Source organism: Aromatoleum toluclasticum ATCC 700605 (assembly GCF_000378245.1).
GTDB lineage: Bacteria > Pseudomonadota > Gammaproteobacteria > Burkholderiales > Rhodocyclaceae > Aromatoleum > Aromatoleum toluclasticum.
Window position 1 is genome coordinate 467,431 of the sequence record NZ_KB899491.1, and the last position, 23,327, is coordinate 490,757.

At 66.0% G+C, this 23,327-nt stretch carries 21 protein-coding genes; 19 read left to right on the forward strand and 2 right to left on the reverse strand.

Annotated features, from left to right (window positions below; genetic code table 11):
* The first annotated feature begins 10 nt into the window (after positions 1 to 10).
* Together F464_RS0102190 and F464_RS0102195 are read left to right on the forward strand one after the other, a co-directional pair.
* The gene (locus F464_RS0102190) at positions 11 to 2,230 is read left to right on the forward strand and encodes a putative bifunctional diguanylate cyclase/phosphodiesterase (RefSeq protein ID WP_018988135.1); all 2,220 of its coding nucleotides are present in this window, start codon (positions 11 to 13) and stop codon (positions 2,228 to 2,230) included.
* A 30-nt stretch (positions 2,231 to 2,260) separates the two neighbouring features.
* Positions 2,261 to 4,288 (forward strand): sensor histidine kinase, encoded by a 2,028-nt coding sequence (locus F464_RS0102195; RefSeq protein WP_232428821.1) that lies wholly within the window; start codon positions 2,261 to 2,263, stop codon positions 4,286 to 4,288.
* A 13-nt stretch (positions 4,289 to 4,301) separates the two neighbouring features.
* Here F464_RS0102195 and rfaE2 read toward each other — a convergent pair whose 3' ends face one another.
* Complete coding sequence (gene rfaE2 / locus F464_RS0102200) at positions 4,302 to 4,790, reverse strand: D-glycero-beta-D-manno-heptose 1-phosphate adenylyltransferase (RefSeq protein WP_018988137.1); 489 nt, start codon at positions 4,788 to 4,790, stop codon at positions 4,302 to 4,304.
* A gap of 343 nt (positions 4,791 to 5,133) precedes the next feature.
* Between rfaE2 and coxB the strand changes: the two genes are divergently transcribed.
* From coxB to F464_RS0102255, 11 genes are all read left to right on the forward strand, one after another.
* Positions 5,134 to 6,261 (forward strand): cytochrome c oxidase subunit II, encoded by a 1,128-nt coding sequence (gene coxB / locus F464_RS0102205; RefSeq protein WP_018988138.1) that lies wholly within the window; start codon positions 5,134 to 5,136, stop codon positions 6,259 to 6,261.
* Positions 6,262 to 6,316: 55 nt separating this feature from the next.
* A complete protein-coding gene (ctaD, locus tag F464_RS0102210) occupies positions 6,317 to 7,894 on the forward strand; it encodes a cytochrome c oxidase subunit I (RefSeq protein ID WP_018988139.1) in 1,578 nt (525 codons plus the stop codon).
* A 145-nt stretch (positions 7,895 to 8,039) separates the two neighbouring features.
* Positions 8,040 to 8,177, forward strand: coding sequence for a cytochrome oxidase small assembly protein (locus F464_RS30790; protein ID WP_157353513.1), 138 nt, complete (start codon positions 8,040 to 8,042; stop codon positions 8,175 to 8,177).
* Positions 8,174 to 8,737 carry a cytochrome c oxidase assembly protein gene (locus F464_RS0102220; RefSeq protein WP_018988141.1) on the forward strand — a complete coding sequence of 188 codons (564 nt, stop codon included), beginning with the start codon at positions 8,174 to 8,176 and terminating at the stop codon, positions 8,735 to 8,737. The genes F464_RS30790 and F464_RS0102220 overlap by 4 nt, the downstream gene beginning before the upstream one ends.
* A 5-nt stretch (positions 8,738 to 8,742) precedes the next feature.
* Positions 8,743 to 8,985 (forward strand): DUF2970 domain-containing protein, encoded by a 243-nt coding sequence (locus F464_RS0102225; RefSeq protein ID WP_051092238.1) that lies wholly within the window; start codon positions 8,743 to 8,745, stop codon positions 8,983 to 8,985.
* Positions 8,986 to 9,011: 26 nt separating this feature from the next.
* The gene (locus tag F464_RS0102230; RefSeq protein WP_018988143.1) at positions 9,012 to 9,863 is read left to right on the forward strand and encodes a cytochrome c oxidase subunit 3; all 852 of its coding nucleotides are present in this window, start codon (positions 9,012 to 9,014) and stop codon (positions 9,861 to 9,863) included.
* Positions 9,864 to 9,876: 13 nt separating this feature from the next.
* Positions 9,877 to 10,605, forward strand: coding sequence for an SURF1 family protein (locus F464_RS0102235; protein ID WP_018988144.1), 729 nt, complete (start codon positions 9,877 to 9,879; stop codon positions 10,603 to 10,605).
* Positions 10,583 to 11,314: an SCO family protein gene (locus F464_RS27740; RefSeq protein ID WP_018988145.1), complete on the forward strand. Its 732-nt coding sequence runs from the start codon at positions 10,583 to 10,585 to the stop codon at positions 11,312 to 11,314. Before F464_RS0102235 ends, F464_RS27740 begins: the two co-directional genes overlap by 23 nt.
* Positions 11,315 to 11,317: 3 nt before the next feature.
* Entirely contained in the window at positions 11,318 to 12,364 is a 1,047-nt protein-coding gene (locus F464_RS0102245; protein WP_018988146.1) for a COX15/CtaA family protein, read from the forward strand.
* Positions 12,336 to 13,244, forward strand: a complete 909-nt coding sequence (cyoE, locus tag F464_RS0102250; protein ID WP_018988147.1) for a heme o synthase — start codon at positions 12,336 to 12,338, stop codon at positions 13,242 to 13,244. The genes F464_RS0102245 and cyoE overlap by 29 nt, the downstream gene beginning before the upstream one ends.
* A gap of 151 nt (positions 13,245 to 13,395) precedes the next feature.
* Positions 13,396 to 13,989, forward strand: a complete 594-nt coding sequence (locus tag F464_RS0102255) for an SCO family protein (protein ID WP_018988148.1) — start codon at positions 13,396 to 13,398, stop codon at positions 13,987 to 13,989.
* A 280-nt stretch (positions 13,990 to 14,269) separates the two neighbouring features.
* Here the strand turns inward: F464_RS0102255 and rpoH are convergent, their stop codons facing one another.
* A complete protein-coding gene (gene rpoH, locus F464_RS0102260) occupies positions 14,270 to 15,118 on the reverse strand; it encodes an RNA polymerase sigma factor RpoH (RefSeq protein WP_018988149.1) in 849 nt (282 codons plus the stop codon).
* Positions 15,119 to 15,507: 389 nt separating this feature from the next.
* Here rpoH and F464_RS0102265 point away from each other — a divergent pair, with 389 nt between their 5' ends.
* The 6 genes from F464_RS0102265 to F464_RS0102290 all read left to right on the forward strand — a co-directional run bounded on the left by F464_RS0102265 (position 15,508) and on the right by F464_RS0102290 (position 23,245).
* Positions 15,508 to 16,686, forward strand: a complete 1,179-nt coding sequence (locus F464_RS0102265) for a porin (RefSeq protein ID WP_018988150.1) — start codon at positions 15,508 to 15,510, stop codon at positions 16,684 to 16,686.
* A 334-nt stretch (positions 16,687 to 17,020) separates the two neighbouring features.
* On the forward strand, positions 17,021 to 18,127 hold the full coding sequence (locus tag F464_RS0102270; protein WP_018988151.1) for a porin: 1,107 nt from the start codon (positions 17,021 to 17,023) through the stop codon (positions 18,125 to 18,127).
* A gap of 874 nt (positions 18,128 to 19,001) precedes the next feature.
* Positions 19,002 to 19,643 carry a response regulator transcription factor gene (locus F464_RS0102275; RefSeq protein WP_232428823.1) on the forward strand — a complete coding sequence of 214 codons (642 nt, stop codon included), beginning with the start codon at positions 19,002 to 19,004 and terminating at the stop codon, positions 19,641 to 19,643.
* Positions 19,618 to 21,102: a sensor histidine kinase gene (locus tag F464_RS0102280; RefSeq protein WP_018988154.1), complete on the forward strand. Its 1,485-nt coding sequence runs from the start codon at positions 19,618 to 19,620 to the stop codon at positions 21,100 to 21,102. Before F464_RS0102275 ends, F464_RS0102280 begins: the two co-directional genes overlap by 26 nt.
* A gap of 119 nt (positions 21,103 to 21,221) precedes the next feature.
* On the forward strand, positions 21,222 to 21,530 hold the full coding sequence (locus F464_RS0102285) for a DUF485 domain-containing protein (protein WP_026295672.1): 309 nt from the start codon (positions 21,222 to 21,224) through the stop codon (positions 21,528 to 21,530).
* Positions 21,527 to 23,245 (forward strand): cation acetate symporter, encoded by a 1,719-nt coding sequence (locus F464_RS0102290; protein WP_018988156.1) that lies wholly within the window; start codon positions 21,527 to 21,529, stop codon positions 23,243 to 23,245. Before F464_RS0102285 ends, F464_RS0102290 begins: the two co-directional genes overlap by 4 nt.
* Positions 23,246 to 23,327: the final 82 nt, after the last annotated feature.

The following is a 23,327-nucleotide window of genomic DNA, read 5'->3' on the forward strand; positions in this document are numbered from 1 at the left end:
CGTGCCGTAGATGAATCATCCCGATGACGATCTGCTCGAATTCGCTGCCGAAGCGCAGCTCGCACCTGTCACCGTCTCTACCCGGTGGAAGGTCGCGATCGTCGATGACGACGAAGACGTCCATCGCAGCACCGAACTGAGCCTCGCCGACACCGAGATCCTGGGGCGTCCGCTCGCCTTCCTGCATGCCCGTTCCGCCGCCGAGGCGCGCGCGCTGTTCGCCGGAGAGCGCGACATTGCGGTGATCCTGCTCGACGTGGTGATGGAAACGCAGGATGCCGGCCTGCGACTCGTCGACGAGATCCGCCACCATTTCCACATGCACGACGTGCGCATCATCCTGCGCACCGGCCAGCCCGGGTACGCGCCCGAACTCGATGCGATCCGCGACTACGACATCAACGACTACAAGAACAAGTCGGAGCTGTCCCGTACGCGGCTGTACGCGGCGCTGACGGCGGCGATCCGTGCCTACCAGCAGATCCGCATCGTCAACGCGAGCCGTACGGGGCTCGCGCACATCGTGCGCGGCAGCGCCGAACTGCTGCGCTGCGAGGGGCTCGCCGACTTCGCGGGCGGCGTCATCACGCAGATCGCGGGGCTGCTCGCCTTGCCGCCCGAGGGGCTGGTGTGCGCGCGCCGCGACGCCGGCGCGCCGTGCGAGGTCATCGCGGCGGCCGGCCGCTTCGGCCATGCCTGCCGCCAGCCGCTCGAAGCGCTGCAGGATCCCGCCATCCGCGCTATCCTCGAGCGCGCGCTGATGCAGCGTGCGAACGTCGTCGAACCGGGGCTGGGCATCGCACTGTACTTCGGTTCGCGGCCTGGGCGCGATCTGGCCGCCTACGTGGAAACCGGTTACCTGGCCGATGAGCTCGATCCGAGCCTGCTCGAGGTGTTCTGTGCGAACGTGTCGGTGTGCCTGGACAACGTAGACCTCGTGCAGCGGCTCAACGAGTACTCCTACTTCGATCCGCTCGTGCAATTGCCCAACCGGCGCCAGCTGCTGGAGCTGCTCGACGTCCATCTGTGCGAGCGTGACGGCCGTCGCGGCGTGCTGGCCGTCGTGGATGTCGACCATTTCGGCGAGATCAACGGCGCCTTCGGCTATCACTACGGCGACGCGCTGCTCAAGGGGGTGGCGGCGTGCATCGTCGCCGGATGCGGCGCGAGTGCCAGCGTCGCGCGCGTGGGCAGCGACAGCTTCGCGGTGTTCTGGACGGCCCACGATGCGGACGTGAGCTGCCTCGACGGCCTGTTCTTCGATCCGCTCGAGGTCGAAGGCGAGAGCGTCATCGTGACCGTGACCGTGGGCATCGTCCGCCTCGACGACGTCGCCGGAGACGGCAGCGAGGCGCTGGAGGACGGCTACCTTGCCCTCAAACGCGCCAAGCAGGCCGAGCGCGGTTCTGTTGCGCGCTACAACCGCGGCGTCAGCGAGGAAATCCGCGGGCGCGTGAACCTGCTGCACAACCTGCGCGGCGCCTTCGGCGCGAGCGAGCTCTCACTCGCGTTCCAGCCGCAGATCGAACTCGCGACCGGCCGCTGCGTCGGCGCCGAAGCCTTGCTGCGCTGGCGCACCGGCGACGGGACGATGATCCCGCCCGACCGCTTCATCCCGCTCGCCGAGCGTTCCGGCCTGATCGTGGCGATCGGCGAGTGGGTGCTGCGCCGTGCCTGCGAGGAGGCGGCGCGCATGGCGCGGGCCGGCCACGCTTCGGTACGCATGGCGATCAACGTCTCGGTGATCCAGTTCCGCGACCCGCACTTCCTCGGACGCCTGCGTGCCGCGATCGAGGACAGCGGTGTGTCGCCGCAGCAGATCGAGCTGGAGATCACCGAGTCGGTCGCGATGAGCGAGGGTGACCGCATGATCGAGCTCTTCGGGCGCGTCAAGGCGATGGGGCTGGACATTGCGATCGACGACTTCGGTACCGGTTTCTCGTCCCTGAGCCGCCTGCAGCGCATGAACGTGGATCGCCTCAAGATCGACCGCGCCTTCATCAACGACATCGGCGGCGAGGGCAAGGGCGGCGACATTGCCGACCTCGTGTGCGGGCTGGGCGCCCGGTTGGGCATCGAGCTGATCGCCGAAGGCATCGAGCAGGCCGGGCAGGCCGCGCGGCTGCTGGCGATGGGCTGCCAGCTCGGCCAGGGCTACCACTTCGCGCGACCCATGCCGGCCGAGGATTGGCGGGCGTGGCTTGATGCGCATGCTCACGGCGGCCGCTGACCGCGCTTGTCGCACGCCGACCGTACGGTGATGCGTCCCGTCCGCCTGTCCCGCCTGCTGTTCCTGCGTTCGCTGGCGGTGGCGTCGCTGACGTTCGCGGTCGTCTATCTGCTGATGAACGTCTGGCTGCTGCCGCAGATCGACCGTGATACGAGCCTGCGGCAACACCAGATCGCGCACGCCCTTGCGGCGCAGCTCGAGGCCCTGGTGATGCGCCCCGAGGTGGCCGTGCGGGCGATTTCGCGCGTCCTCGTGTCGGCCGATCCGTGGAGCCCCGACGCCGTATCCGGCCTGCTCGACCGCCTCGTCGATGACAACGGGAGCCTCTCGGCGATCTACGCGCTCGACGAGCGTGGCCGGGTCTTCGCGGTCGGGCTCCCGGCCTCGCGCCGCGCGCTGCGCGGCGATCTGACTGGTATGGATTTTTCCGCGCAAGCGCTGTTCCATGCCGCGCAGGGGGCGCCCGGAGTGCATTGGTCCGACGTTGCGCTGTCCCCGGTCAGCGCGGAAGTGGCGGCAGTGGTCGCCGTGCGGCATGGCGGTGTGACGCTGCTCGGCGAGCTGTCGCCCGCGCCGCTCATGCTGGCCGTTGCGCGCGTGATGGACGATGGCGGTTTGCGCACCCTGCTGCTGGATCGGCGCGGCGCAGTGATCGGGGACACCGCGGGCCTGCCCGCGGGGACGCTCCCCAGGATCGTCGATGAGCGCCATCCCGACGGGCACGAACACGACGACGGGCACGAACACGACGACGGCAGCCGCCAGGTAAGCCTGCGTGTCGGCGGCATCGACATGGTCGGCAGCTCGGTGCCGGTGTCGCCCATCGGCTGGCAGGTCCACGTGATGCGCCCGCGCAGCGAGGCCTTCCGGGCGTCGCAGACGGCCGAGCTGATCATGCTGGTGGGTCTGGCGACGGCATGGATCGTGGGCCTCGTCGGTGCCGCAATCCAGTCCGGGTATTTCGCGCGGCTGTTCCGCGATCTCTCCGTCTTCGCGCGCGGCGTCGAGCGCGGCCGCTACGACCTCGCGTGGCGGACTTCGCGGGTGCGCGAGTTCAATCGCCTCGCCGCGGCGTTCCAGCACATGGGGCAGGTGATCCGCGAACGCGAGGCCGCTATCGTCGCGAGCCAGGAAGCCCTGCACGAGCTCAACCAGACGCTGGAGGCGCGTGTCGCCGAACGGACGGTGGAACTGCACCGGAGCAACGGGGAGCTTTCGGGGGCACTCGAAACCCTGAGCCGGACGCAGGAGGAACTGGTCCGCTCCGAGAAGATGGCCGCGCTCGGCGCGCTCGTTGCCGGTGTCGCGCACGAACTCGGCACGCCGCTCGGCAACAGCCTCATCGCTGCAAACACCGTGCGCGACCAGACGCGGGCGCTGCGGCGCGAACTCGAATCCGGCCTGCGGCGCTCCACGCTGGAGCGCTATCTCGAAGACGCCGAGACGGGCAACGCGATCATCGAGCGTAACCTGGAGCGTTCCGCGGCACTGGTCGCGAGCTTCAAGCAGGTGGCGGTGGACCAGTCGAGCGCGCAGCGGCGCGAATTCGGCCTGGGCGAGGTCGTGGACGAGATCGTCATGACGCTGCGTCCGTCGCTCAGGCGCCTGCCGTTCCGCCTCGTGACCGAGGTCGACGCGTCCCTGCGGCTCGACAGCTACCCCGGCGCGCTCGGTCAGGTGCTCACGAACCTCATCAATAATGCCGTACTGCACGGACTGGAAGGGCGGGACGAGGGCGAAGTGCGCATCGTCGGCCGCGCCGAGGACGCCGACTGGGCGGTGCTGGAAGTCACCGACGACGGCTGCGGCATTGCGCCGGAACTGCAGCGGCGCATCTTCGAGCCCTTCTTCACGTCGCACCTGGGCAAGGGCGGCAGCGGCCTCGGTCTGCCCATCGTGCATAGCCTGCTGTCGAATGTGCTCGGCGGCACGATTTCGGTCGACAGCGAGCCGGGCGTGGGTACGACGATGCGCGTGCGCCTGCCGCGCATCGCGCCGTGCACGGCTCCGCTCGTCGAGGACTCGGCCGAGGCCGTCGCAGCCCGGCCGGCCGCCTGAGCGCAGCGGCGCTTCAGGCGCCGCGGATGCGGCCGAGCAGCGCGGTTGTCGAGCGTTCGTGTTCGAAGGGGATGGAATGCACCGTCCCGCCCCAGCCGCGCACCTCGCCCGCGCCGACGATCCTGTCGACCGGCCAATCGCCACCTTTCACCAGCACTTCGGGGCGTGCATCGAGGATGCGTTGCAGCGGCGTGTCCTCGTCGAACCAGGTCACGAGATCGACGCATTCCAGCGCGGCCATCACGGCGGCGCGATCCTCGAGCGGATTCACCGGGCGGTCGTCGCCCTTGCCGAGCCGCTTCACCGAGGCGTCGGTATTCAGCGCGACGACCATCGCCGCGCCAAGCGCGCGTGCCTGCGCGAGATAGGTCACATGCCCGCGGTGCAGGATGTCGAAGCAGCCGTTGGTGAATACCAGCGGGCGGGGCAGCGTCGCGGCACGCGCGGCGAGCGCATCGGGGGGGCAGATCTTGGCTTCAAAGCCGGGGCGTGGGTAGCTCATCGGGATTCGTGAAATAAGTAAGGTGGGCGCGCCGCTGCCGCATGACGCAGGTTGCGCCGATTCTAGTGCGGGAGCGCTCCGTTCGGCCACGTGTATCTTCCCGTGCCGCGGCTTCGGTCGCTGGCGGCGGGGCTGCCGGAATGCCGGCGCCGCCCTCGTCCGGGAAAACCCTGATCCCGCGGTCAATGTCGTGCAGGTGGCGAGATCTAGCATATATTGCGCTGCAATATATTGATAATACTCAATATCCGTGTTGCCAGTGCCAATTTTGCTATGGCATGATCAATTCGAATTCGCTGAAATACGGTTCACACGAGCCGCCGCATTCGATGGGGGTTGGGACATGAGTCTTGCCGGTCGTCATGCAGTCGCCGTATCCCTCGCGCTCGCGTCGCCGGCCGTCCTGGCCCAAAGCCGGTACAACCTTCAGCCTCCTGCGACGGGCATCGCCGCGCAGATCTACGACATGCACACGCTCATGTTGCTGATCTGCCTGCTCATCTTCGTGATCGTCTTCGGCGTGATGTTCTGGGCGGTGGTCCATCACCGCAAGTCGAAGGGAGCCGTCGCAGCCCATTTTCACGAGAACACCGCGGTGGAGATCGCCTGGACGGTGATCCCCATCCTCATCCTCCTCGGCATGGCCTGGCCGGCGACGAAGACCGTGCTGGAGATGAAGGACACGCGCGACCCCGACATCACCATCAAAGCTACCGGCTACCAGTGGAAGTGGGGCTACGACTACCTGCAGGGCGAAGGGCAGGGCATCCGCTTCGTGTCCAATCTGTCGACGCCGCGCGAGCAGGTCGACGGCAAGAGCGCCAAGGGTGAGCACTACCTCGTCGAGGTCGACCACCCCGTCGTGGTCCCGGTCGGGAAGAAGGTCCGCGTGCTGACGACCGCGGCTGACGTGATCCATTCGTGGTGGCTGCCGGCCTTCGGCGTTAAGCAGGACGCCATCCCCGGCTTCATCCGCGACAGCTGGTTCCGTGCCGACAAGGAAGGCGTCTACCGCGGCAACTGCGCCGAGCTGTGCGGCAAGGACCACGGCTTCATGCCCATCGAGGTGCATGTCGTGTCGCAGCAGGCCTACAGCAAGTGGGTCGCCGACCAGCAGGCCGAGACAGCCGCTGCCGCAAGCGCGGGTGCGCGCGAATGGGGGCTGGCTGAACTTGTCGAGCACGGCGCAAAAGTCTTCGCTACGAACTGTGTCGCTTGCCATCAGGCCGACGGCAAGGGCCTGCCACCGGCCTTCCCGCCGCTCGACGGCTCGAAGGTCGTGCTCGGCGAGGCAGCCGGGCAGATCGCGGTGGTGCTCAACGGTCGTCCGGGAACGCCGATGGCGGCCTTCGGCAAGCTGCTGTCCGACGCCGACATCGCGGCCGTCATCACCTACACGCGCAACACCTGGAGCAACAAGACCGGTGAAGCCATCCAGCCCTCGCAGATCGCGGCGGCACGGGGCAAGTGACGCCGGCCGAAGGCAGGCGAATCCGATAGCAGGACCGAATCGTCAAGGAGGCAGCATGGCGGCAGTCATGTCCGATCACGCGCACGGCGCCCATCACGGCCCGACCGGCGTGATGCGCTGGATCACGACGACCAACCACAAGGACATCGGCACGATGTACCTGGTCTTCAGCTTCATCATGTTCCTCTCCGGGGGCGTGATGGCGCTGACGATTCGGGCCGAACTGTTCCAGCCCGGCCTGCAGGTCGTTCGGCCCGAGTTCTTCAACCAGCTCACGACCATGCACGGCCTCGTGATGGTGTTCGGCGCCATCATGCCCGCCTTCGTCGGCTTCGCGAACTGGCAGATCCCGATGATGATCGGCGCCAGCGACATGGCTTTCGCGCGCATGAACAACTGGAGCTTCTGGCTGCTGCCGCCGGCTGCGCTCCTGCTCATCGGCTCCTTCTTCGTCCCCGGCGGCGCCACCGCGGCGGGCTGGACGCTCTACGCGCCGCTCTCGGTGCAGATGGGCATGGGCATGGACATGGCGATCTTCGCGATCCACATCATGGGCCTGAGCTCCATCATGGGCGCGATCAACATCGTCGTGACCATCCTCAACATGCGCGCGCCCGGCATGACGATGATGAAGATGCCGCTCTTCTGCTGGACCTGGCTGATCACCGCCTACCTGCTCATCGCCGTGATGCCCGTGCTCGCCGGCGCCGTGACCATGGTGCTCGCCGACCGCCACTTCGGCACCAGCTTCTTCAGCGCCGCGGGCGGCGGCGACCCGGTCATGTACCAGCACATCTTCTGGTTCTTCGGCCACCCCGAGGTCTACATCATGATCCTCCCGGCCTTCGGCATCATCAGCCAGATCATCCCCACCTTCTCGCGCAAGCCCCTCTTCGGCTACGCATCGATGGTGTACGCCACCGCGTCGATCGCGATCCTCTCCTTTAGCGTGTGGGCCCACCACATGTTCACCACCGGGATGCCAGCAGCCGGCCAGCTCTTCTTCATGTACGCGACCATGCTCATCGCCGTGCCCACCGGCGTGAAAGTGTTCAACTGGGTCGCGACGATGTGGCGCGGCTCGATGACCTTCGAGCCGCCGATGCTGTTCGCGGTCGGCTTCATCTTCGTGTTCACGATGGGCGGCTTCACCGGACTCATCTGCGCCATCGCCCCGATCGACATCCAGGTGCAGGACACCTACTACGTCGTCGCCCACTTCCACTACGTGCTCGTCGCCGGCAGCCTCTTCGCGCTCTTCGCCGGCGCCTACTACTGGCTGCCGAAGTGGACCGGCCACATGCCCGACGAGCGCATCGGCAAAGTGCACTTCTGGTGCTCGCTCGTCTTCTTCAACGTCACCTTCTTTCCGATGCACTTCCTCGGGCTTGCCGGCATGCCGCGCCGCATCCCCGACTACGCGCTGCAGTTCGCCGACTTCAACATGCTGGCCTCGATCGGCGCCTTCGGCTTCGGCCTCTCGCAGCTCATCTTCCTCTACGCCGTCGTGAAATGCGTGCGTGGCGGCGAAAAGGCCGCCGCACGCGCGTGGGAAGGCGCCGAAGGTCTGGAATGGACCGTCCCGTCGCCCGCACCGCACCACACCTTCGAAGAAGCGCCGGTGGTGAGATGAGCTCCCTCTGCCTCGCCACCCTCCGGACAAGCACCCACGCGAGCGGCGTGTCGGGTATCCGCGGCGCGGGCGAGGACTGTCTGAGCCCGCAGAGCGGATACCCGGCGCGCCGCGGATTAAAGCCATAACCGTGTCAGTCCCGACGATGACTGTCCCACAAGCGATGCCGCATCCCGACCCCGTCCGCCGCGCCGCGAATCGCCGTGCCGCCCTGGTACTCGCGGCCGTCGCGCTCGCGTTCTTCGTCGCGGCACTCTTCAAGTTCAAGGGCCTCGCCCCATGAGCGCGCAAACCCGCATCGCAGCGGAAAACCGCCGCCTGCTCGTGCGCCTCGCCGTCGCCGCCGTCGTCATGTTCGGCTTCGGTTTCCTGCTCGTGCCCTTCTACGAGAAGATCTGCGAAGTCACCGGCATCAACAACCTGCTCAAGCCCGACGCCGCCGCCAACACCCAGGTCGACCTGACGCGCACCGTCACCATCCAGTTCGACGCCAACATCCACGACCTGCCGTGGCAGTTCCGGCCGCTGCAGACCGAAATCAAGGTCCACCCCGGCGAACTCGCCACCGTCGCCTACGAAGTCACCAACACCCGCAGCGAACCCGTCACCGGCCAGGCTGTCCCCAGCTACGGTCCGCAACTTGCCGGCCAGCACTTCCGCAAACTCGAATGCTTCTGCTTCGCCAAACAGACGCTCGCCGCAGGCGAAAGACGCACCATGCCCGTCGCCTTCGTCGTCGATCCCGGCCTGCCCGCGGACGTCAAGATCATCACGCTCTCCTACACCTTCTTCGAAATAGCCGGGCGCCGGGTCGCCGGTGACGGCGCGGGAGGCCGTTCGTGATCGCCATGCAGAAACTCGACCCGCGCGCCACGCCACCCCGCAACGATCCCGCCGCGCCGCCGCGCGCCGGCTTCCTCGCGACGCTGCGCGCCGTGCTGTGGTCCTTCATAGGCGTGCGTCGCCGCCACGACTACGAACACGACGCCCGTTCGCTCGATCCGCGCGCCATAGTCGTCGCCGGCCTGCTCGCGGGGCTCGTGTTCGTGCTCACCCTCGTCGCCGTCGTGCGCCTGGTGGTCGGCTCTTAGGGAATGGAAGAGGAGGGAGTACGCACATGACGCAAACCTTCGAAAAATACTTTGTCCCAGAACCGTCGAAGTACCCGATCTTCGGCTCGATCGCGCTGCTGCTCTTCGGCAGCGGTGCCGCGATGTGGCTCAACGGCGTCAAGGCCGGGCCGTGGATCTTCTTTCTCGGCATCGCCGTGCTCGTCATCATGCTGTTCGGCTGGTTCGGCCAGGTCGTGCACGAGTCCGAGGGCGGCAAGTACGGCCGCAAGGTCGATCGCTCCTTCCGCTGGTCGATGGGCTGGTTCATCTTCTCCGAGGTCATGTTCTTCGCCGCCTTCTTCGGCGCGCTGTTCTATGCCCGCGTCCTCGCCGTGCCCTGGCTCGCCACCGGCGACACCATGGAACTGCTGTGGCAGGGCTTCGCGGGCGGCTGGCCCACGGCCGGCCCCGACAAGCCCGACCCCTTCACGCCGATGACCGCCTGGGGCATTCCCGCCCTCAACACCCTCATCCTGCTCAGCTCCGGCGCAACCCTCACCTGGGCGCACCACGGCCTGCGCCACGAGAAGCGCGGCCAGCTCAAGCTCGGTCTGATGATCACGATCCTGCTCGGCGTGCTCTTCCTCAGCCTGCAGATCTACGAATACCGCCACGCCTATGCCGAACTCAACCTGCGCCTCGACACCGGCATCTACGGCTCCACCTTCTACTTCCTCACCGGCTTTCACGGCATGCACGTCACGGTCGGCGCCATCATGCTCACGGTGATGCTCGGCCGCGCGCTGGCCGGCCATTTCACGCCCGACAGCCACTTCGGCTTCGAGGCTGCCGCGTGGTACTGGCACTTCGTCGACGTCGTATGGCTGATGCTGTTCCTCGTCGTCTACCTGCTGTAACCGGCCGCACCGAATGAGCCTGCGTCCTGCCGCCCGCCTGCATCCCGTGCCGCTTCTCGCGGGCGTGGCGCTTGCGCTACTCACGCTGCAACTGGGCAACTGGCAGACGCGCCGCGCAGCGGAAAAGGCCGAACTGCAGGCCGAATACCGCGCCGCGGCCGAGCGCCCCGCCCAGCCCCTCGGTTCAACGCCCCCCTCCGAGTGGCAAAGTCTCGAACTCCGCGGCGAATGGCTCCCAGGGCGCAGCATCCTGATCGACAACCGCGTCCACGAGGGACGCGCGGGCTACCATGTCTTCACGCCGCTGCAGCTCAAAGGGCAGGGGGGCGTGGTGCTGGTCAACCGCGGCTGGATCGGGGCCGGCGCCGACCGCTCGCAACCGCCCCCCCGGATCGCCAATCCGCCTGGCGAGACCGCCGTCACCGGCCGAGTGCGTCATCCCGGCGAAAAGCCCTTCATGCTCGCTGCGGATTCACCCTCGGGTAGTGTCTGGCAGACGCTGGATCTCGCCCGCTACCGTAGCGAAACGCGACTGCCCGTGGCCGACTTCTACCTGCAGCAGACCAGCCCCGCCGACGACGGCCTGATCCGCAACTGGCCCGAGCCCGACGCCGGCATCGAGCGCCACCGCGGCTATGCCCTCCAGTGGTACGCCCTCGCGGCGCTCGCGGCAGCCCTCACCCTGTGGTACCTGTGGAACGCCTTCCGGAGTCCCCGGCATGACCAGCGCAAGCCTCTCTGAGCCCTCGCCAGCCCCCGCCCCGGACGTCGTCGCGCGCGCCCGTGCCGGACGCCGCACGCTAGCGCTGCTCGCCTTCGTCTGCGTGCTGCCTGTCCTCGCCTCCTATTTCGCCTATTACGTTTGGCAGCCGGAAGGGCGGGCCAACTACGGCGAACTGCTCGTTCCCGCTGCCTTGCCCGAAGCCGTGTTGCCGGGCGTCCCAGGTCAGCCCGATTTCGCGCGCAAGGAACTTGAAGGCCGCTGGACCCTGCTGTTCGCCGCGTCCGGCGCATGCGACCGCGCCTGTGCGGATGCCCTGTACCTGATGCGCCAGTCGCGCCTTGCGCAGGGCGAGGAGATGGAGCGCGTCGCGCGCCTGTGGCTGCTCTCCGACGCCGCGACGCCTGCTGCCGAACTGCTCGCGGCGCACGACGGATTGCGCCTTGCCCGCGCCGCGCCGGCATGGCTCGCGCAATTGCCCGCCGCCGAGCGCGGACGCCATGTCTATCTGGTCGACCCGCGCGGCAACGTGATGATGCGTTTCCCCGAGAGCGCCGAACCGCGCCGCGTCATCAAGGACTTGCAACGCCTGCTCAAGTATTCCGCCCTCGGGCGGGGGCAAACGTCCCGTCTTGCCGCCCGGCAACCGGAAACCGCTCGGGCTGAGCCTGTCGACGCCCCGCGGAGCTTCAGCCCTTCGATAGGCTCAGGGCGAACGGGTGGAGGCTGATTGATGACCGCCTACCGCCGCCTGATTCTTCTCGCACTTGCGCTCGCGACCCTCGTCGTCGTGTTCGGCGCCTACGTCCGGTTGTCCGATGCCGGTCTGGGATGTCCCGACTGGCCCGGCTGCTACGGCCAGTTCAGCCCCCTTCACGCCGCCGCCGACATCCGCGAGACCCACGCCGCCGACCCCCAGGGGCCGGTCAGCCTCCCGAAGGCGTGGAAGGAAATGATCCATCGCTACCTCGCCGCCACGCTCGGCCTGCTCATCCTCGCCATCGCGCTCCTCGCCTGGCGCCGCCGCGGCGCCCCGGGAGCCGCCCCGCGGCTTGCCGCAGCCCTCGTCGGCGTCGTTATCTTCCAGGGCTTGCTCGGCAAATGGACCGTCACGCTGCTTCTCAAGCCCGCCATCGTCACGGCCCACCTCCTGGGCGGGCTCACCACCCTCGCGCTGCTCGCCTGGCTTGCCTTGCACGCCCGCGCGGGGGCGCAAGTCGAAGTCCCGCGCGGCCCCATCTCACTGATCACCCTCGCGCGTGCGGCATTCGCCCTGCTCGCGGTGCAGATTGCGCTCGGTGGCTGGACCAGCACCAACTACGCCGCGCTCGCCTGCACGGACTTCCCCACCTGCCAGGGCAGCCTCTGGCCCGCGGCCGACTACGCGAATGCCTTCCATGTCGTGCGCGAGCTCGGCATGACCGCCGACGGCGAAGTGCTCCCGCTGGCGGCGCTCACCGCTATCCACTGGTCGCATCGTATCGGCGCCCTGCTTGCCGCCACGGTGCTCGCGGCGCTTGCCGGATCACTGCTGCGCCGCTCCGTGACCCGTCATCTTGGCGCCGTCCTGCTGGCCGCGCTCGCCGCCCAGCTCGCCCTCGGTATCGCCAACGTCGTGTCCGGGCTTCCGCTGCCACTCGCGGTCGCTCACAACGCCGGCGCTGCGGTGCTGGTCATCGTGATGGTCTGGATCACCCACAGCCTCCGCGGGGTCCGCGTTCCCGCATCGGCTGCGCACAGGAGGGAAGGCCATGCCGGCCGCGAAAATTCTTACGCCTGAATCGCACGCCGCAACAGCCCGCCTGCACGCCTTCTACGTGCTGACGAAGCCGCGCGTGAATTCGCTGATCGTCTTCTGCGCGATCATCGGCATGTTCCTCGCCATCCCCGACGGCCTGCCGTCACCTGCCATCGTGCTTGCCGCCACTGTCGGCATCGCATGTGTCGCCGGTGCCGCGGCGGCGATGAACTGCCTGATCGAAGCGCATATCGACGCCCGCATGACGCGCACCTGCGGGCGCCCCCTGCCGCGCGGCGAGCTCACTCCGCGCGAAACGTTCGCGTTCGCAGGCGCGCTCGGCGGCAGCGGCCTTTTGATCCTGCACCAGCTCGTCAATCCGCTCACGATGTGGCTCACGCTCGCCACCTTCGTCGGCTACGCGGTCATCTACACCATCTTCCTCAAGCCGCGCACGCCGCAGAACATCGTCATCGGCGGCGCCTCCGGCGCCATGCCTCCGGTGCTTGGCTGGGCGGCCGTCAGCGGCGAGGTCAGCGCCGATGCGCTGCTCCTCTTCCTCATCATCTTCGCGTGGACCCCGCCGCACTTCTGGTCCCTCGCGCTCTACCGCAGTGCCGACTACGCGCGCGCCGGACTGCCGATGCTGCCCGTCACCCACGGCTCCGAATTCACACGCCTGTCGGTGCTGCTGTATACATGCATCCTCTTCGGCGTCACGCTGCTGCCGTTCGCGACGCGCATGAGCGGCGTTCCCTACCTTGTCGCCGCGATCACGCTCGGCGGCTGCTTTCTTGGGCGCGCATGGGGCTTGTACGTCGACTACAGCGACGCCCGCGCGCGACGCACCTTCCGCTTCTCCATCCTGTATCTGTTCTTGCTCTTCGCGGCCCTGCTGGCGGATCATTACCTGCGTTTCTGATTCACGCCCTATCAACCGGCTGCCGGAATACCGTTCGGGCTGAGCCCTTCGAGGCTGCTGAGCACAGCTCCGTCGGGGCTTGGCGATCGCCCTTCGACGGGGCGGAACGGACACGTATTTCATTGCTGCCTTAACCGTTTGTCCAGGAAAGATGCTTCGCGCCCTGATCGTCGCCGCAACCCTCGCAGTCGCGAGCCTCGCTGCCTGCTCCAACCCGTCCGCCACGACCACCTTCCGCGCCACCGACATCACCGGCGCGGACTACGGCAAGGGATTCGCACTATCCGACCACACCGGCGCGCAGCGCACGCTCGCCGACTTCCGCGGCAAGGTCGTCACACTGTTCTTCGGCTATACGCAGTGCCCGGACGTGTGTCCCACGAATCTCGCGACGATGGCCGAGGTCATGCGCCAGCTCGGTCCCGACGCGGAGCGCCTGCAGGTGCTCTTCGTCACCGTTGACCCGGAGCGCGACACGCAGCAACTCCTCGCCCAGTACATCCCGGCCTTCGATCCGCGCTTCATCGCGCTGCGCGGCGACGCCGCCCAGACGACGGCGGTCGCCAAGGAATTCCGCGTTTTCTACCAGAAGAGCGGCGACACGTCGGGCAGCAGCTACACGGTGGATCACTCGACCGGCACCTACGTCTTCGACTCCACGGGCCGCGTCCGGCTGTATGTGAAGCACGGCGAAACGGCAGACAACATCACCGCGGACATCCGCACGCTGCTCGCCGCGAAATGAACCGGAAACCCGCTTCCTTCGCGCGGTTCGGCGAGCCGCCGTCGAGTCCGGTCACCGAGAGATGACCGGAAGCTGATCGCCAGTTTCGGTCCCCTTCAATGCGGAGGGTGACCGCATCAGCGCTTGTCGTCGGATTGCCTGTGGAAACCTATGGGGAGGGACGGATCCGTAGGGCGGGAGGAGCGAAGCACATCCCGCCCCGCGCGCGGACTTGCCGCGGCTGCAATCCCCGTCGATTCGCGCCTGCGGCCGATCCACGAATCCCGGCCGCAACAAGACCTCAAGCCGTCAGCAGCCCGCGCATCTTCTGCATCGCCTTCGCCTCGATCTGGCGGATGCGCTCGGCGGAAACCCCATACTCCGCCGCGAGCTCGTGCAGGGTTGCGCTGCCGCCTTCCGTCAGCCAGCGTCGCTGCACGATGGTGCGGCTGCGCTCGTCCAAGCTCGCGAGCGCCTCATGCAATCCGACCTCGTGCAGGTGGGCAAGCTCGGCCCGCTCCAGCACCTCCAGCGGTTCTGCATGCGGGTCGGGCAGGTAGGCGATGGGCGCGAAGCGCTCGTCATCGTCGTCGTTGTCGCCTTCCAGCGGGATGTCGCGTCCGGTCAGACGCGTCTCCATCTCGACGACTTCCTCGGGCTTCACCCCCAACTGCGCCGCCACTGCGTGGATCTCGTCGCCGCTCAAGGTCGTCGAGTCCTGCTTCATGCTGCGCAGGTTGAAGAACAGCTTGCGCTGCGCCTTCGTCGTCGCGATCTTCACCAGCCGCCAGTTCTTCAGCACATATTCGTGGATCTCGGCCTTGATCCAGTGGATCGCGAACGACACCAGCCGCACGCCGCGTGCCGGATCGAAGCGTTTCACAGCCTTCATCAGGCCGATGTTGCCTTCCTGGATCAGGTCGGCATGCGGCAGCCCGTAGCCGAGGTAGCCGCGCGCGATCGCGACCACCAGGCGCAGGTGCGACATCACCAGGCGCCGCGCAGCCTCCACGTCGCCTTCGTCGCGCAGACGCGTCGCAAGGTCGACCTCCTCGCGTTCGGTAAGCATCGGAACACGATTCACCGACTGAATGTACTGATCGATGCTGCCGACGGCCGACGGGACGGGGAAGGACAGGGCTTGGCTCATGTACGGTATTCCTCCATGCGCGTGATTTTAGCACTCAACGACTCCGAGTGCTAAGGGAGGAAAAGAGTTCCTCGCACAATGCTTTCGGCTATGCCTTCCATGTGGAAATTCCGCCCCCTGCTATCCCTTCGGGATTGTCTCGTGGGGTGAACCGGTGCCAGGAAAGGGTCTTGCGGGGAAGTCGGTGCAGGTCCGGCAAGTACAGGTGGCTGCACGCCCCCGTGCTTGTTGCACCCATGCAACAACTTTTATCCATTTGCAGTGTTCGAGGCGAACGATTCTTGCGCCGCTGCCGGCCGGTTAAGCACAATCGTGGCAACTTCTCGCTTGAGAGGTAAGTCGGGCCGGGGTTGCGACCGCGGCTTCAGCTTCAATTAGAGGAGAAATACATGCAAAAGAAACTGATCGCCCTGGCCATCGCCGGCCTGGCGTCCGCTCCGGTTTTCGCGCAGACCAACGTGACCGTCTACGGTGTTGTTGACGTCACGCTCGAGAACGTTCGCGCGAAGGGCGGAGATGCCGAAGATCTCAAGAACCGCAACCGCGTCACCTCGAACAGCTCGCTGCTCGGCTTCCGCGGCGCCGAAGATCTGGGTAACGGCCTCAAGGCCCTGTTCCAGGTCGAAAGCGGCTTCGCTGCTGACGGGTCGAGCTCCACCAGTGGCCTGGCCACGCGTGACACCTTCGTCGGCCTGACCGGCGGTTTCGGTACGCTGCAACTGGGCAAGCTGACCACGATCATGCGTACCGCTGGCGCCAAGGTTGACTTCAACCCGGCCGCAACCGGCATCGGCTTCCAGGCTGCCACCTACGGCACGATCGGCGGCATCAAGACCGGCGTGGATGAGCGCATCAACAACTCGGTGATGTACACCACCCCGAGCTTCAGCGGCTTCAACGCCCAGCTGGCTTACACGGCTGGTGAGAACCGCAAGTCGTCGGCACAAAACCTCGACGGCAAGAGCATCAACGCCCAGGGCTATCAGCTTGCTGGCGCCTACGAGAATGGCCCGCTGTACGTCTCGGCCGGCTACGCGCTGCAGAAGGACCTTCAGCTCGCTACCGCTGCTGCACTGGCTGCGGACGTCCCCGCCGCTGACCTCGCCGACACCATCGGTGGTTACAGCGACAAGCTGAAGACGGCGCGTATTGCTGCCAAGTACACGTTCCCGAGCAACACCACCGTGTCGGCTCTGTGGGATCGCAGCAAGTACGAAGTTTCGGCTGTTGATGGCAAGGCTGACGTCAAGCGTAACGCCTGGCTGGTCGGTGCTGAGCAGAAGTTCGCTGGCAATCAGGCCGCTTACCTGCAGTACTCGCGCTCGCGTGACCTGAAGGGCGACGTTTGCGACGTGGTCGAGTGCAATCGCACCGGTTTCTCGCAGTGGACCCTGGGCTACACCTACGCTCTGAGCAAGCGCACGATGGTCAAGGCGTACTACACCCGTCTGAACAACGAGCGTGATTCGGGTGCCGACTTCTACCTGAGCAGCATCAGCTCGACCGGTCTGCTCGGCGACGGTCAGGATGCGACCGGCTTCGGTCTCGGCCTGCGTCACACCTTCTAATTCCGGCTTTTCCGGAATTACCCGAAACGGGCGCTTCGGCGCCCGTTTTTTCGTTCACGACGCTTGGCGTGCGAGCGTTTTCGACTACCCGAATTGGGTTGCGGCGGAAGTGTGGACTTCTTGCCGGACGTTCCGGTTTTGACTTTGTTTTCAGAGCTGTTGCGCGCATGCGACAGTTTCCTTGCGCAGATCGCATCTCCTTGATGCACGGATTTGAAGCCCCCCTATAATCGCCGCGTGCCTCCGCAGCGGCCGCGGATCCCTACCCGGGTTCCGGATTAGCCTTGTTGCGGAAAGCCGACAATTAATCCATTACAAGTGGGGAGTCGAATCAATGCAGAACGTCAAGACGCTGGCCATCGCGCTGGCTGCCATTGGAGTTGCCGGCGCCGCTCAGGCGCAATCCAACGTGACCATCTACGGTCGTGTGAATACCTCGCTGGAGCAGACCAAGATCGAGGGTGAAGATAGCGTCACCAAGATGATCAACAACAGCTCGCGTATCGGTTTCCGCGGCAACGAGGACCTGGGTGGCGGCATGTCTGCCCTGTTCCAGATCGAAAGCGGCTTCAACTCCGATGCCGGCGGCGGCAATCTCGCGACCCGCGACACTTTCGTCGGCCTGAAGAGCAACCTCGGCACGATCAAGCTCGGCTACATCACCAGCCCGCTGTATTACGCCACGCATGACTACCTCGGTATGTCGAACCACGACACCGGCACGTCGTCGGATGCGTTCCTGTGGCTGTCGGCCTACGATCCTGAGAAGTTCTATCTGCGCAATTCGATCACCTATGCCAGCCCGACCTTCGGCGGCGGCTTCGTCTTCGAGGCGCAATACTCCGCGCTGAACGAACAGGCTACCGACTCCGTCGCGCTCAATCGCAGCGCTCGCCCGACGCACTATTCGGCAACCGTGAACTACGACAACGGCCCGCTGCATGTCGGTTTCGGCTACGCCCGCACCAACAAGTTCTACAACTTCGACGAAGGGAAGAGCAAGGACAGCGCTCTGACCATGGCCGCCGTGTATGACTTCAAGTCGTTTGTGATCGGCGGGTTGTTCGAGCGTAACAAGTCGGACAACGGTGGTCTTCAGGACATCTCCGGCCTCACCGGCGACCACCATCGCAACCACTATCGCGTTTCCGCGATGTTGCCCGTCGGTGCGAACGAGTTCCACGTGAACTACGGCGTCGCGCGCGACTGGAGCAGCACCAACGACACCGGTGCGAAGCAGATCACGCTGGGTTATAACTACAACCTGTCGAAGCGTACCAAGGTCTATGCGCAGTGGACCAAGATCGACAACGACAAGCAGAAGTCGTCGATCGATAACGGCGATGCATACAACGGCGGTGGCGCATACAGCTTCCTGTCGGGAACGGGGCTGGGTCTGGACAACACCTCGTTCGGCGTCGGCCTGCGTCACAACTTCTGATCCTTCCCGGATCGTGTGATCGTAACGGGCGCTTCGGCGCCCGTTTTTTTTTTGGTGCGCCCTGCAAGGGCGCACTCCTGCGAGTGCAAGTCCCGCCGTAAGTTGACTACAGTGCAAATGCGTGAGGGAGGGCGAGCGTGGGAAGGGCGCGTGGAGCGTAAGCTGCGAGCCGATGGTCAAGAACCGGAGAGAAGGCACTGCCGAGCAGGGCAAGCGGGCAAGCAAACGTGAAGCTCTCGTGATCAAGGCGAGGTGGTGTGAATCCGGCGGCTGTGCAGCAAAGGAGGTCCCGCAGCCGTATGAGGGGACGCCGCAAGGCGGCCCGCTGTCGCCGTTGCTGGCCACGTGCTGCCGGACGAGGTGGATCGGAAGTTGGCGCTGCGCGCCTCGAGACGGATGTCGGCAAGGTCGCCGCGAACTGTCGGTGCTGATGGCGAAACGGCCGCCTGAGGCTGAACCGGGCGATGCCTGTCGCCTACTTCGACCGGCTTGGCGCACCCCGACTCTCGTGACCTCAACTACTCGAACCGCCCTGCGCGGACCCGCATGCCGGGTGGTGCGGGAGGGGAGCGGCCAGGTATCCCGACCGCCTCTATCCCGATTCTATGCACGCGGTCTGCATGCGTGCGGGCCTCGACGCGCAGCGGCGCTCGAAGCATGTGATAATGAAATCGGCGGAAAAAAACGGTCGGGAGTTTCCGGAGAATTCGACCGGAAGCTCCCGGGAGCGGGCGCGCTGGCGGCGCGGCCATTCCTCTGACCGGGTAAAGGAGAACAGCGGGTGTAAATCTAGGCGCGCCCGCTTACATATAACTTACATCCTGATTCCATGCGCATCCTGCTTGCGGAAGATGATGCCGTCATTGCGGACGGTCTGTGTCGAGCGCTCAGGCGTGGCGGTTTTGCGGTCGATCATGTGGCTTCCGGCATCGAGGCGGATACCGCGCTGGCATCGCAGCCCTACGATCTCGTGATCCTCGATCTGGGCCTGCCGAGGCTTCCCGGTATCGAGGTGTTGAAGCGCCTGAGGGCGCGCAAGTCGACCATCCCGGTGCTGATCCTCACCGCCCAGGACGGCGTCGAGGATCGTGTGCGCGGCCTCGATGCCGGCGCCGACGATTACCTGACGAAGCCCTTCGCACTACCGGAGCTGGAGGCGCGGGTGCGTGCGCTCACCCGTCGCGGCACCGGCCAGGCGCGCTGCATCGAGATCGGCAGCCTGTCCTACGACCAGGCCGACCACGTCGTCAAGATCGGCGGCCAGGTGGTCGAATTCTCCGCACGCGAGATCGGCCTGCTCGAAGTGTTCGTCCTGCGGGTAGGGCGCCTCGTCAGTAAGGACCAGCTCGTCGATCACCTGTGTGGCTGGGGCGAGGAAGTCTCCAGCAACGCCATCGAGGTCTATGTCCACCGCCTGCGCAAGAAGCTGGAGGACAGCGGCGTGCGCATCGTGACGGTGCGCGGCCTGGGGTACTGCCTGGAAACGGTGGATGCGGGTCAGGCGGCGAAAGCCTGACAAGACGGCGGCGGGCGGACGCTCGTCGACGCAGCCGAATTCGCTGTTCGGCGAGATCCTCGACTGGATGCTCGCGCCGCTGCTGTTCCTGTGGCCGATCTCCATCATCGTCACGCACAACGTCGCCGACAACATCGCCAACCAGCCCTACGACCGCGCGCTCGCCGACAGCGTGCGCGCGCTGGCGCGCCTGGTGTCGGTCGAGGAGGGCAAGGTCGCGGTGCATTTCCCCGCGCCACCGCGGGCACTGTTCCGGGCCGACCAGGACGACGTCGTCTACTATCAGGTCGCGCACGAGGGCGGCGACCTCGTCACCGGGGATCGCGAAATCGGCTGGACGCCGGCGCCTCCCGTCCTGATCCCCGAGGACGTCCTTTATCGCGATGACGTGATCCATGGCGAGGAGGTGCGCATCGCGTACCAGTTCCTGCGCCCGTGGCCGGAGCCCGCCAGTCCCCTGGTGCTAGTGCAGGTCGCCGAAACGCGCAACAAGCGCAGCGACCTCGCGTCGCGCGTCGTTACCGGAGTGCTACTGCCGCAGTTCGCCATCATCCCGCTCGCGGTCATACTGGTGTGGGTGGGTCTCTCGCGCGGCATCGCGCCCCTCAACCGCCTGCAGAGCCTGATCCGCCGCCGCCGCCCCACGGATCTCTCGCCTATCGCGGCGGCGAGCGTGCCCGAGGAGGTGCGTCCCCTGATCGTCGCCTTCAACGACATGATGGCCCGTCTCGAGGAGAACCTGCAGGCGCAGCAGCGCTTCATCGCAGACGCTGCGCATCAGATGCGCACGCCGCTCACGGGGCTGCGCATGCAGACCGAACTCGCGCTGCAGGAACCTGACCCGGTCGCGTTGCACGAGTCGCTGTCGCGCATCGCCCAGAGCACGGAGCGCGCGAGCCACCTCATCAACCAGCTGCTTTCGCTGGCCCGGGCCGAGGCAAGCTTCGAGAAGCTCTACGCGGTCGAAACCATCGACCTGCGCGCGCTCGTGCGTGACGTCGCGCTCGACCTCTTTCCGCGTGCCCAGGCGAAGAACATCGACCTCGGCGTCGAGGGCGGTTCCGACCCGATGACGGTCGAGGGCAACCCCGTGCTGCTGCGCGAGATGATCAAGAATCTCGTCGATAACGCGATCAAGTACACGCCCGCCGGCGGCAGCGTCACTGCGCGCACGCGCTACGCCGGGGCGCCGATCCTGGAAGTCGAGGACACCGGCGTCGGTATCCCCGAGGCCGACCGCGAGCGCGTGTTCGAGCGTTTCTACCGTGTGCTCGGAAGCGGCGAGGACGGCTCCGGTCTGGGTTTGCCGATCGTGCGCGAGATCGCCGAACTGCACCGTGCGGCCGTCACGCTCAATCCAAATCCCGGCGGGCGGGGTACGATCGTGCAGGTCGTCTTCCCGCGCGGTCATGTCCCGCCGCCGCCGATCCAGGTGTACGGCGATTTCCCTCTGGGCTAGACCGGCTTGCGATCGGATGCGCTCATGTAAGAGCTCGTAAGGGCATCGTAAGTCTCCCGTATTAAGGTGGCAGCAACCGGAGAAAAATCCCGGCCGACCACCGTTTGAAGGAGGGAGACATGCAAAACGATATGGTGACAAAAATCGTCGCCAACCCGAAGTACCAGCAGCTGGTGAGCACGCGCTCGTCATATGGCTGGATACTCACGGCGATCATGATGATCGTGTACTACGGCTACATCGCGATCATCGCGTTCAACAAGGGCCTGTTCGCGCAGCGCCTCGGCGAGGGCGTCATGACCGTGGGCATTCCCGTCGGTTTCGGCGTGATCGTGTTCACGATCATCATCACCGGCATCTACGTCCGTCGCGCGAACTCCGAGTTCGACGCGCTGACGCAGGAAATCGTCAAGGAGAGCAGCAAATGAGCGGCCGCTTCATGCAAATCGGCGCCGGGCTCCTGCTCGCGCTGGCGACTGGAGCTGCCCTCGCAGCCGGCGCAGACCTCGGCCAGGCCGAAAAGCAGGCGACCAACTGGACCGCGATCACCATGTTCGCGATCTTCGTCGTCGGCACCCTCTACATCACCAAGTGGGCGGCGGCCAAGACCAAGTCTGCGGCTGACTTCTACACTGCCGGCGGTGGCATCACCGGCTTCCAGAATGGTCTGGCGATCGCGGGCGACTACATGTCGGCTGCCTCCTTCCTCGGTATTTCCGCCGCGGTCATGGCCAACGGCTACGACGGCCTGATCTACTCGATCGGCTTCCTCGTCGGCTGGCCCGTGATCACCTTCCTGATGGCGGAGAAGCTGCGCAACCTGGGCAAGTTCACCTTTGCCGACGTCGCCGCCTACCGCTTCAAGCAGACCCCGATTCGCGCGTTTGCGGCCTCGGGTACCTTGGTCGTCGTCGCGTTCTACCTGATCGCACAGATGGTCGGTGCCGGCCAGCTGATCAAGCTGCTGTTCGGCCTCGAGTACTGGATCGCAGTCGTCATCGTCGGCGCGCTGATGATGGTGTACGTGCTCTTCGGCGGCATGACCGCGACGACCTGGGTGCAGATCATCAAGGCCTGCCTGCTGCTCGCTGGCGCGTCCTTCATGGCCTTCATGGTCATGCTGAAGTACGGCTTCTCGCCGGAGCAACTGTTCGCCGCTTCGGTCAAGGTCAAGGCGGGCGTCGCCATGGCCGGCGGCAAGACCGCCGAGGAAGCCGGCATCATCGGCCAGGCGATCATGGGACCAGGCTCCTTCATCAAGGATCCGATCTCCGCGATCTCCTTCGGCATGGCGCTGATGTTCGGCACGGCCGGCCTGCCGCACATCCTGATGCGCTTCTTCACCGTTCCCGATGCGAAGGAAGCCCGCAAGTCAGTGTTCTGGGCCACCACCTGGATCGGCTACTTCTACATCCTGACCTTCATCATCGGCTTCGGCGCGATCGTGATGGTGTCGACCAACCCGCAGTTCCTCGACGCCAAGGGCGGTCTGATGGGCGGTGGCAACATGGCCGCTATCCACCTTGCCAACGCGGTCGGCGGCAACGTGTTCCTCGGCTTCATCTCCGCGGTCGCCTTCGCGACGATCCTGGCGGTGGTGGCGGGCCTGACGCTGTCGGGTGCTTCGGCGGTGTCCCATGACCTGTACGCCACGGTGTTCAAGCATGGCAACGCCGACTCGGCCTCGGAACTGCGTGTCTCGCGCATGACGACGATCGTCCTGGGCATCATCGCGGTCATCCTTGGTATCGCGTTCGAGAAGCAGAACATCGCGTTCATGGTCTCCCTGGCGTTCGCAATCGCAGCCTCGGCCAACTTCCCGGTGCTGTTCATGTCGGTGCTGTGGAAGGACTGCACGACCAAGGGCGCATGCCTGGGCGGTTTCCTCGGCCTGATCACCGCGGTAGCCCTGACCGTCGTGTCGCCGTCGGTGTGGGAAGCCACGCTCGGCAACCCGAAGGGTTCGGCGCTGTTCCCCTACACCTCGCCGGCGCTCTTCTCGATGGCCGCGGGCTTCATCGGCATCTGGCTGTTCTCGATTCTCGACAACAGCGCCCGTGCCAAGGAAGACCGTGCAGGTTACCTCGCGCAGAAGGTGCGTTCGGAAACCGGCATTGGCGCCGAAGGTGCTTCCGGCCACTAAGATCCGCGACGCCGCCGGCCTTCGGGCCGGTGGCCGGGCGAATGATTCGGGGCAGCCACGGCTGCCCCATGTTTTTTGCGTA